Annotated in this window: 5 protein-coding genes; 2 read left to right on the top strand and 3 right to left on the bottom strand. The window is 73.1% G+C overall.

Translation table 11 applies throughout. The features are described 5' to 3' along the window. Positions 1–6: 6 nt before the first annotated feature. From ABD774_RS07230 to ABD774_RS07240, 3 genes are all read right to left on the bottom strand, one after another. Complete coding sequence (locus ABD774_RS07230) at positions 7–2,412, bottom strand: glycoside hydrolase family 65 protein (protein WP_345039297.1); 2,406 nt, start codon at positions 2,410–2,412, stop codon at positions 7–9. Next, positions 2,409–3,149: an HAD family hydrolase gene (locus ABD774_RS07235; protein WP_345039299.1), complete on the bottom strand. Its 741-nt coding sequence runs from the start codon at positions 3,147–3,149 to the stop codon at positions 2,409–2,411. Before ABD774_RS07235 ends, ABD774_RS07230 begins: the two co-directional genes overlap by 4 nt. 117 nt (positions 3,150–3,266) lie before the next feature. Continuing rightward, positions 3,267–4,157 (bottom strand): phosphatase PAP2 family protein, encoded by an 891-nt coding sequence (locus tag ABD774_RS07240; protein WP_345039301.1) that lies wholly within the window; start codon positions 4,155–4,157, stop codon positions 3,267–3,269. A gap of 68 nt (positions 4,158–4,225) precedes the next feature. Here ABD774_RS07240 and ABD774_RS07245 point away from each other — a divergent pair, with 68 nt between their 5' ends. Continuing rightward, a complete protein-coding gene (locus tag ABD774_RS07245; RefSeq protein WP_345039303.1) occupies positions 4,226–7,879 on the top strand; it encodes a methylmalonyl-CoA mutase family protein in 3,654 nt (1,217 codons plus the stop codon). 105 nt (positions 7,880–7,984) lie between these two features. Beyond that, positions 7,985–8,977, top strand: coding sequence for an ABC transporter substrate-binding protein (locus tag ABD774_RS07250; RefSeq protein WP_345039305.1), 993 nt, complete (start codon positions 7,985–7,987; stop codon positions 8,975–8,977). The last annotated feature ends 201 nt before the right edge of the window (positions 8,978–9,178 follow it).

The raw sequence follows: 9,178 nt of genomic DNA on the forward strand, positions 1-9,178 counted from the left end.
CCGCCACTACGCCAGGTGGTCCGCCTCGTGAGACACGGGCTCGTCGAAGCCGCCGTCGCCGTTGATCCGGCGCGGCGCACGGCCCGGCGGCTGGGTGGGCGGGGGCAGGAGCGGCTCGGGACGGCGCAGCGGCCGGACCACCGGGGCGTCGTCGCCGACCTCGACGTCCTCGCCGTAGAGGCGCAGCGGCATCCGGCAGCCCGCCGGGCCGGCGACGGCGCACCGCACCTGACCCTCGGCGACCCGTACCTCCAGCCGCATCCCGCGCCAGCGCACCCGGAAGGTGAGCGCGTCGACCGTCGTCGGCAGGGCCGGCGCCAGGCGCAGCACGTCGCCGTCCTCCCGCAGCCCGCCGAACCCGGCGACGACGCCGATCCACGCCCCGGCGAGCGAGGCCAGGTGCACGCCGTGCTCGGCGGTGCCCTGGAGGTCGTGGAGGTCGACGAGCGCGGCCTCGTGGAGGTAGTCCCGCGCCAGGTCGAGGTGGCCGGTCTCGGCGCACATCACCGCCTGCGTGCAGGCGGAGAGGGAGGAGTCCCGCACGGTGCGCCGCTCGTAGTAGTCGAGGTTGCGGGCCTTCTCCTCGGCGGTGAACGCGTCCGGGTGCCAGTGCATCGCGAGCACGAGGTCGGCCTGCTTGACCACCTGCTTGCGGTAGAGCTGAACGTACGGGGCGTGCAGCAGGAGCGGGTACCGCTTGCCGTCGGGCTCGAAGTCCCACTCCGCGTACCGGGTGAAGTGGGCGCACTGCTCGTGCACGCCCAGCTCCGCGTCGTAGGGGATGTGGACGTTTGCGGCGGCCGACTCCCACGAGTCGAGCTCCTCCTGGGTCACCCCCAGCCCGGCGGCGAGGTCGGCGTGGCGGCGGCAGGCCGCGGCCGCGGCGGTGAGGTTGCGGGCGGCCTGGAGGTTGGTGAAGACGTTGTCGTCGACCACGGCCGTGTACTCGTCCGGGCCCGTGACGCCGTCGACGTGCCAGCCCCCGGCGCTGTCGTGGTGGCCGCGGGACACCCACAGCCGAGCCGTCTCGACGAGCACCTCGAGACCGCCGTCGCGCTCGAGAGCGGTGTCCCCGGTGACGAGGCGGTAGACGTCGAAGGCCCGGGCGATGTCCGCGTTGACGTGGAAGGCGGCCGTGCCGGCCGGCCAGTACGCCGAGGTCTCTGCGCCGTCGATCGTGCGCCACGGGAACGAGGCGCCACCGAGCCCCAGCGTGCGGGCCCGGTCGCGGGCCGCCGGCAGCGTGCTGGCGCGCCAGCGCAGCGCGTAGGCAGCGGCCTCCGGCGCGGTCAGCGCCAGCACGGGCAGCACGAACCCCTCGATGTCCCAGAAGGTGTGACCGTTGTACCCGGTGCCGGTCAGTCCCTTGGCGCCGATCGCCCGGCCCTCGGCGCGCGCGCCGGACTGGAGGACGTGGAAGAGGCCGAACCGCACCGCCTGCTGCAGGAGCTCGTCGCCCTCGATCTCGACGTCGGCGGCCTCCCAGAAGTCGCCGAGGTACTCCCGCTGCGAGAGGCGCAGGCTGGTCCAGCCGGCGTACCGGGCGCTCGTGAGCGCGGCGGCGACCTGGTCCCGCAGCGCCGTGGAGGTGCGCACGGAGGACCAGCCGTACCCCACGTACTTGACCACGCGGAGCTTCTGCCCGGGCCGCAGCGCGGTGACGATCGAGGTGCGGGCCCAGTCGGGCCGGACCTCGTTCTCGACGTCGTACTGCCCCGGGCACTCGATGTCGTGGTCCATGCCGGCGGCCACGTGGAGCCCGGACTGGGCGGTGCGGTGGACCAGCACGGCGCCCCGCTGCTCGACGTCCTGGCTCACGGCGACGAGCGGCGCGTCCAGGGCCTTGGCCACGCGCGGGTCGTCGCTGTCCGGCGCCGGCGCCGCCTCGTTGGCGACCAGCTCGGACTGGATGATGATGCGCGTGTGCTCCACCGCCTCGACCGTGTAGGCGATCGCGGCCACGGCCCGGTGGGCGAAGGAGACCAGACGGGTGGACTTGATCCGGACGGGCCGGCCGGCGGGCGAGGTCCAGTGCACCTCGCGCCGCAGGGTGCCGGCGCGCAGGTCGAGCCGGCGCTCGTGCTTGGTGAGCGTTCCGTAGCGCACGTCGAACGGCTCGTCGTCGACCAGCAGGCGGATGAGCTTGCCGTTGGTGACGTTGACGATCGCCTGCCCGTCCTCCGGGTAGCCGTAGCCGCCCTCCGGGTACGGCAGCGGATGGTGCTCGAAGACGCCGGAGACGTACGTGCCGGGGACCGCGTTGGGCTCGCCCTCGTCGAGGTTCCCGCGCAGGCCGACGTGGCCGTTGGACAGGGCGAAGAGCGACTCGGTCTGCCCCAGGTGCTCCAGGTCCAGCGTGGTCTCGCGCAGCACCCACGGGTCCCGGCCGAGGTCGGCGTGGCCGCCGGTCACAGCAGGTCTCCCAGGTCCCCGACGACGACGTCGGCCCCCGCGGCCCGCAGCGCGTCCGCCTGCCCGAGCCGGTCCACCCCGACGACGTACCCGAACCCGCCGGCCCGGCCCGCCTCGACGCCGGCGAGCGCGTCCTCGAAGACGGCGGCGGCACCGGGCGCGACGCCCAGCTCGGCCGCGGCGGCGAGGAAGGTGTCCGGGGCCGGCTTGCCCGGCAGGGACCGCTCGCGCGCGACGACGCCGTCGACGACGACGTCGAAGCGGTCCGCCATGCGCGTGGCCTCCAGCACGGTGGTCGTGTTGGCGCTGGAGGAGACGACGGCGAGCGCCAGGCCGGCCTCGCGCGCGGCGTCCACGTAGCGGCGGCTGGCCGGGTAGACCTCGACGCCGTCCTCGCGGATCACCCGCAGCAGGAGCTCGTTCTTGCGGTTGCCCACGCCGTTGACGGTCGCGGCGTCGGCCGGGTCGTCGGGCCGGCCCTCGGGGAGCTCGATGCCGCGGCTGCGGAGGAAGTCGCGCACGCCGTCGGCCCTCCGCCGGCCGTCCACGTGGGCGGCGTAGTCGGCCTCGCTGAACGGGACGAACGGTGTCCCGGTGCGAGCGGCGTGGGCGGAGAGGAACTCGTCGAACGTCCGCGTCCAGGCGGCGGCGTGGATGCGCTGGGTGTCTGTGAGCACGCCGTCGAGGTCGAACAGGCAGGCCGTGACGCCTTGCGGCAACCCGAGCACGCGCACCATCCTTCCGTCGGTCCTGGGACCAACTCTGGCACCGGCTGCCGGGCGGCACGACTCCAGCGGGCACCCGGCCCGGCCGGGCGGCGGGACCTCAGCGCGGGCACGCCGGGCGCCGGGTGCTCAGCCGCGGGTGCGCGCGCGCCGCGGGGTGCTGAGGACGAGGGCGGCGAGGGCGCTCAGGCAGGTCACCGCGACGACGCCGGCGCTCGCGCCGCCGTAGGCGAGGAGCTGCTCGACACGGTCGGCGCCGTCCACCTGCGAGACGACGAGCATGCTCAGCAGCCCGACCAGCCCCGCTCCCGCGCCCACCACGGCCAGGAACGGGCGCGTCAGCGCGTCGGCGCGGCGGGACCACGGCGGCGCCGTCCGGCCGCTGTCGTCCGAGCCCGGACCGACCACGGCGAGGGCGAGGAGCACCCAGGCGGCGACCACGAGGAGCGCGGCGACGACGTCGGAGGCCCGGTGCCACCCGCCGATCATGGTGGCCAGCCCGGTACCGCCCGCGTAGGCGGCGCCGAGGAGCACCGCGAGCCAGCGCCACCGCGGGGGCGTGACCAGGAGGGCCGCCCCGGCCACGGAGGCGGCCACCGTGGTGTGCCCGCTGGGCAGGGAGTTCAGGTCGACCTCGGAGATGCCGAGCTCCGGCCGGCTGAAGATGCCGTACTTCAGCAGCTGGGTGGTCACGTTGGAGCCGCCCACCACCGCGGCGACGGCGACGGCGAGCAGCAGCCGGCGGCGCACCAGCGCCACCGCCGCGCCGGCCAGCACGACGAGCACGAGGAACGGGACCGAGACGACGTCGAGCATGGTCCGCGCGCCCTCGTCGAGCCGGCTGCGGCCGATGCGTGACCCCAGGTAGGCGACCTCGTCGACGTGCTGGCCGCTCGGCGTCGTCACGAAGAACCACCACGCCCCCACGACGGCGAGGGCCGCCAGCGCGGCGAGGAGGAGTCCGACGACGCGGCGGGCCGCGGTACGGGTGGGTGCCGCGGAGGCGTCGGTTCTGGTCACGGCCCCACGGTATCCGCGCGCGGCTAGACTGCGAGGGCCCCGCCCGACGACGTGTGGAGGTTCACGCGATGACCACGCTCGCCCGCCCGAGCGCGAAGCAGGTGACGACCAGCCCGCTGCGGTTCGTCACCGCCGCCAGCCTGTTCGACGGCCACGACGCCTCCATCAACATCATGCGCCGGCTCATCCAGGACCGCGGCGCGGAGGTGGTGCACCTCGGGCACAACCGGTCCGTCGAGGACGTCGTGCGCGCGGCGCTGCAGGAGGACGCCGACGCCGTCGCGCTCTCCTCCTACCAGGGCGGTCACCTGGAGTACTTCCGCTACATGATCGACATGCTGGGCGAGCGCGGGGCCGGGCACGTACGCGTCTTCGGCGGGGGCGGCGGGACGATCACCCGGGAGGAGATCGCCGAGCTCGAGGCCAGCGGCGTGGAGCGGGTCTACCACCCCGACGACGGCATGAGGCTCGGCCTGACCGGGATGATCGACGACGTCGTCGACCGCACGGCACGCTCCCGGCAGGAGCGGGAGCCGGGGCCGCCCCCGGACGCCGCCGCCGTCGCCGCGGGCGACGACGCCGCAGTGGGACGGGTGCTCAGCGCGATCGAGGACGGCGCGTGGGACGGTGCCGAGCTGGAGCGGCTGCGACGGGCGTGGGCCGGGCGGGCGGCGAGCTCCGGCGTCGTCCCGGTGGTGGGGGTGACCGGCACCGGCGGCGCCGGAAAGTCCTCGGTGATCGACGAGCTGCTGAACAGGTTCCTCGGCGCATTCCCCCAGATGCGGGTGGCCGTGCTGTGCGTGGACCCGACGCGCCGGCGCACCGGCGGAGCACTGCTCGGGGACCGGATCCGCATGAACTCGCTGCGCAGCCCCCGCGTGTACATGCGCTCGATGGCCACCCGTGCCAGCAACGTGGCGGTCAGCGCGGTGCTGGGGGACGCGGTGGCGTTCCTGCGCTCGGCCGGGTTCGACCTCGTGGTGGTGGAGACGGCGGGGATCGGGCAGGCGGACTCGGCCGTGGTTGAGCTGGTGGACCTGCCGGTGTACGTCATGACCAGCGACTACGGGGCGGCGAGCCAGCTCGAGAAGATCGACATGCTGGACCTGGCCGAGCTCGTGGTGCTCAACAAGTACGACCGGCGCGGGGCGGAGGACGCGCTGCGGGACGTGCGCAAGCAGTGGCGGCGCAACCGCGTCGCGTTCGACCTGCCCGACGACGACGTGCCCGTCTACCCCACGATCGCCAGCCAGTTCAACGACCCGGGCGTCACGTGGATGTTCGTCAACCTGTGCCGTCTCCTCCGGGAGCGGGTGCTCGACGGCCCCGACGGCGGAGCGGGCCCCGACGGCAGAGCGGCTTCCGACGGCGCGGCCGCCCGCCCGGCGCCGCGGGTGGACTTCCGGCCCGACGTCGGCACGAGCCTGCGCGAGCCGCGCGCCACCGTGCTGATCCCGCCGCACCGGGTGCGCTACCTCGCGGAGATCGCGGAGCAGGGGCGGGCGGCGAACGCGTCGATCGAGGCCCAGGCCGAGGTCGCTGACAGGGCCCAGGCGTACTGGCGGGCGCTGCGGGACCTGGACGATCCCCGGCTGCCCGAACCGCTGGGGCGCTACGCGGCTGCCGACCTGGACCTCACCGACCGAGGAGCCACCGGCGTGCGGGCCACGGGCTCAACGGCGGCGGACGCAACGGCCGCGGACGCAACGGCCGCGGACGTGCCGGCCGCGGACGCGACGGCCGTCGACGAGGCCGAGGAGGCCCGTCCCGACCCCACCCTGCTGCGGCTACGACGTCGCTATGACGACGCCGTCGGCGCCCTCTCTCCCGAGTCCGTGGCGCTGCTGCGCGGCTGGCCCGCGCGGCTGCGCTCCATCACGGAGGAGTCCGCGGAGTACGTGGTGCGCGGCCGGACGATCCGGGTGGACAACTACCGCGAGTCGCTCAGCCACCTGCGCGTGCCGAAGGTCGCGGCGCCGACGTACCGCGGGTGGGGGGATCTGCTGCAGTTCCTCGGCAAGGAGAACCTGCCGGGCCACTACCCGTACACCGCCGGCGTGTACCCCTACCGCCGCACGGGCGAGGACCCCACGCGGATGTTCGCCGGGGAGGGCACCCCGGAACGCACCAACCGTCGGTTCCACTACCTCTCACGCGGCCAGGCGGCCGTCCGGCTGTCGACGGCGTTCGACTCGGTGACGCTGTACGGCGAGGACCCGGCGCCGCGCCCGGACATCTACGGCAAGGTCGGGAACTCCGGCGTGAACGTGCCGACGCTGGACGACATGAAGAAGCTGTACTCCGGCTTCGACCTGTGCGCACCGACGACGTCGGTGTCGATGACGATCAACGGCCCGGCGCCGATCATCCTGGCGATGTTCCTCAGGACCGCGGTCGACCAGCAGGTGGAGAAGTACCTGCGCGAGGACCCGGAGCGGTGGGCGGCGGCGCAGCGGCGCCTCGAGCAGATCTTCGCCGGCCGGGCGCGCCCGGCGTACGCGGGAGACCTGCCCGAGGGCCACGACGGGCTGGGCCTCGCGCTGCTCGGCGTCACCGGGGAGGAGCTCGTCGACGCCGCCACGTACGAGCGGATCCGCACCGAGACGCTCCGCGTGGTCCGAGGCACCGTGCAGGCCGACATCCTCAAGGAGGACCAGGCGCAGAACACCTGCATCTTCAGCACGGAGTTCGCGCTGCGGATGATGGGTGACATCCAGGAGTACTTCAGCCGGGAAGGGGTGCGGAACTTCTACTCGGTCTCGATCTCGGGATACCACATCGCCGAGGCGGGGGCGAACCCGATCAGCCAGCTGGCGTTCACGCTCTCCAACGGGCTGACGTTCGTCGAGTACTACCTGGCCCGCGGGATGGCGGTGGACGACTTCGCGCCGAACCTGTCGTTCTTCTTCTCCAACGGGATGGACCCCGAGTACACGGTGATCGGCCGGGTGGCGCGGCGGATCTGGGCGCGCGCGATGCGGGAGCGCTACGGCGCGGGGCCGCGCAGCCAGATGCTGAAGTACCACATCCAGACCTCAGGCCGGTCGCTGCACGCCCAGGAGATCCAGTTCAACGACATCCGCACCACCCTGCAGGCCCTCTACGCCCTCTTCGACGCGACGAACAGCCTGCACACCAACGCCTACGACGAGGCGGTGACCACCCCGACGGAGGAGAGCGTCCGCCGCGCGATGGCCATCCAGATGATCATCACCAAGGAGCTGGGGCTGAGCGCGAACGAGAACCCGTGGCAGGGCAGCTTCGTCGTGTCCCGGCTGACCGACCTGGTGGAGGAGGCCGTCTACAAGGAGTTCGACGCGATCAGCGAACGCGGCGGCGTCCTGGGCGCGATGGACACGATGTACCAGCGCGGCCGGATCCAGGAGGAGTCGCTGTACTACGAGCGCCGAAAGCACGACGGCTCGCTGCCCATCGTCGGGGTGAACACGTTCCTGCCGGCCGAGCACGCCGGGGAGATCCGCACGCCGGTGCAGCTGATCCGCTCCACCGAGGAGGAGAAGGCGCAGCAGATCGCCGGCGTGCACGCCTTCAAGGAGGCCCGCAACCCGCTCGCGCCCGACGGCCTCGCACTCCTCCAGCGCGCCGCCCGCGAGCGGGAGAACGTCTTCGCGGCGCTGCTCGAGGCGGTGAGGACTCACAGCCTGGGGCAGATCACGCACGCGCTGTACGACGTCGGCGGCGAGTACCGTCGCAACATGTGACATGGGTCTCCCGCGCATGGGCCGAGGCGGTAGCGTCCCGCCCACGCCCGGACCGCGCGCGTCCGGTCATTGCGGATCAACGCCGATCGACTCCCGGAGGCCTCCATGTCCCGACGCCGGATCACCAGCGCAGCCCTCGCCTGCACGCTCGCCCTGACGCTCCTCGCCTGCTCCGGGGAGACGGAGCCCGAGGCCACCGACGACGCCGGAGCTACCGCCGGTGGCGCCGCCGGCACCGAGACCGTCACCCTGGGCCTGATCCCGATCATCGACGTCGCGCCCGTCTACGTCGGCATGGATCAGGGCTTCTTCGAGGACGAGGGGATCGAGCTCGAGCTGAGCACGGGCCAGGGCGGCGCGGCGATCGTGCCGGGCGTGGTCAGCGGGAGCATCGACTTCGGGTTCGGCAACAACCTCTCGCTCGTGATCGGGTCCTCCAACGGCCTCCCGCTCCAGGTGGTCGCCTCCGGTGTGGACAGCACCGGCGACCCGGAGCAGGACCCGTACACGATCGTGACGGCCGACGACTCGCTCCAGCGCCCCGCGGACCTGGAGGGTAAGACGGTAGCGGTCAACACTCTCAAGGCCATCGGGGACACCGTCGTGCGGGCCTCCGTCCGTTCGGACGGCGGGGACCCGGACGCCGTGGAGTTCGTCGAGATGCCGTTCCCGAACATGACGGCCGCGCTGGTGGCGGGCGACGTCGACGCCGCCTGGCAGGTAGAGCCCTTCATCACGCTCGGTGAGGCGGACGGCGTCCGTGTGCTGACAACCCCACTGAACGACTTCACCGACGAGACGATCGAGGTCTCGTCGTACTTCACCTCGCAGAAGTTCGCGCAGGAGAACCCCGAGCTGGTCGACGGATTCCGTGCGGCGATCGAGAAGTCGCTCGCCTACTCGCAGGAGAACCCGGACGCGGTGCGCGAGGTGCTACCGAGCTACCTCGAGGTCGAGCCAGACCTCGCCGAGCGGCTCATCCTGCCCGCGTGGAACACCGAGGTGAGCGAGCCGACCTTCGAGATCTTCGCGGAACTCGCCGGAACGGACGGCCTCATCCAGGGCGACGTCGACCTGGACACCCTTCTCGGCAGGTAATCACCCCACCCAGGCGCCGCCGCCGGCCCGATCAGAAGGGTGGTGGGTCGTCGTTCTCGTCGTGGAGGGGTTCCGGCTGGGCGTGGTGGGGGTGGTGGACGGCGATGAGGGTGACGGTGCCGTTGGGTTCGCGCCGGTAGGTGTGCCCGGAGGGGGTGCGCCAGATGAAGATGCCGGGCTCGGGCTGGGTGACGGCGAAGG

The organism is Georgenia daeguensis, from assembly GCF_039537705.1.
Classification (GTDB): Bacteria; Actinomycetota; Actinomycetes; order Actinomycetales; family Actinomycetaceae; genus Georgenia; species Georgenia daeguensis.